The 346-nt window shown below is 42.5% G+C and carries 1 protein-coding gene; it reads right to left on the minus strand.

Annotation, left to right across the window (positions count from 1 at the left end):
• Positions 1-304: N-acetylmuramoyl-L-alanine amidase family protein (locus tag I5349_RS13630; protein WP_226391334.1), on the minus strand; the 304-nt coding region annotated here is incomplete at its 3' end.
• Positions 305-346: the final 42 nt, after the last annotated feature.

The raw sequence follows: 346 nt of genomic DNA on the forward strand, positions 1-346 counted from the left end.
AATCTGCGCTCTCTTTATTGGCTATTTTTGGTCGCTCGTACAGCTCAACAAACTTATCGGGACTTCTCGTGTAGATCACCTCTACATCTGGCAAGTTTTCCTTGATCGTCTCTCCAAGCTTGGGGGCGATGGCTAGCGCAACATCTTTCTCTTTTGAAAAACTACCCAGCGTACCAGGATCTTTAGCTCCATGACCTGCGTCTATCACAACTTTTTTGATCCGATACTTAGTCCCCCCAGCAGGGATAAATGAGCATAATAAGATGGAACTAGTGACCAGAGAAAATGCGAGGATATTTTTCACGATGTTACGTTAGTTAAAAGTTAATAAGGTAACTTTGTACAA

It is taken from the genome of Penaeicola halotolerans (assembly GCF_016464625.1).
In the GTDB taxonomy this organism is placed as follows: Bacteria; Bacteroidota; Bacteroidia; order Cytophagales; family Cyclobacteriaceae; genus Penaeicola; species Penaeicola halotolerans.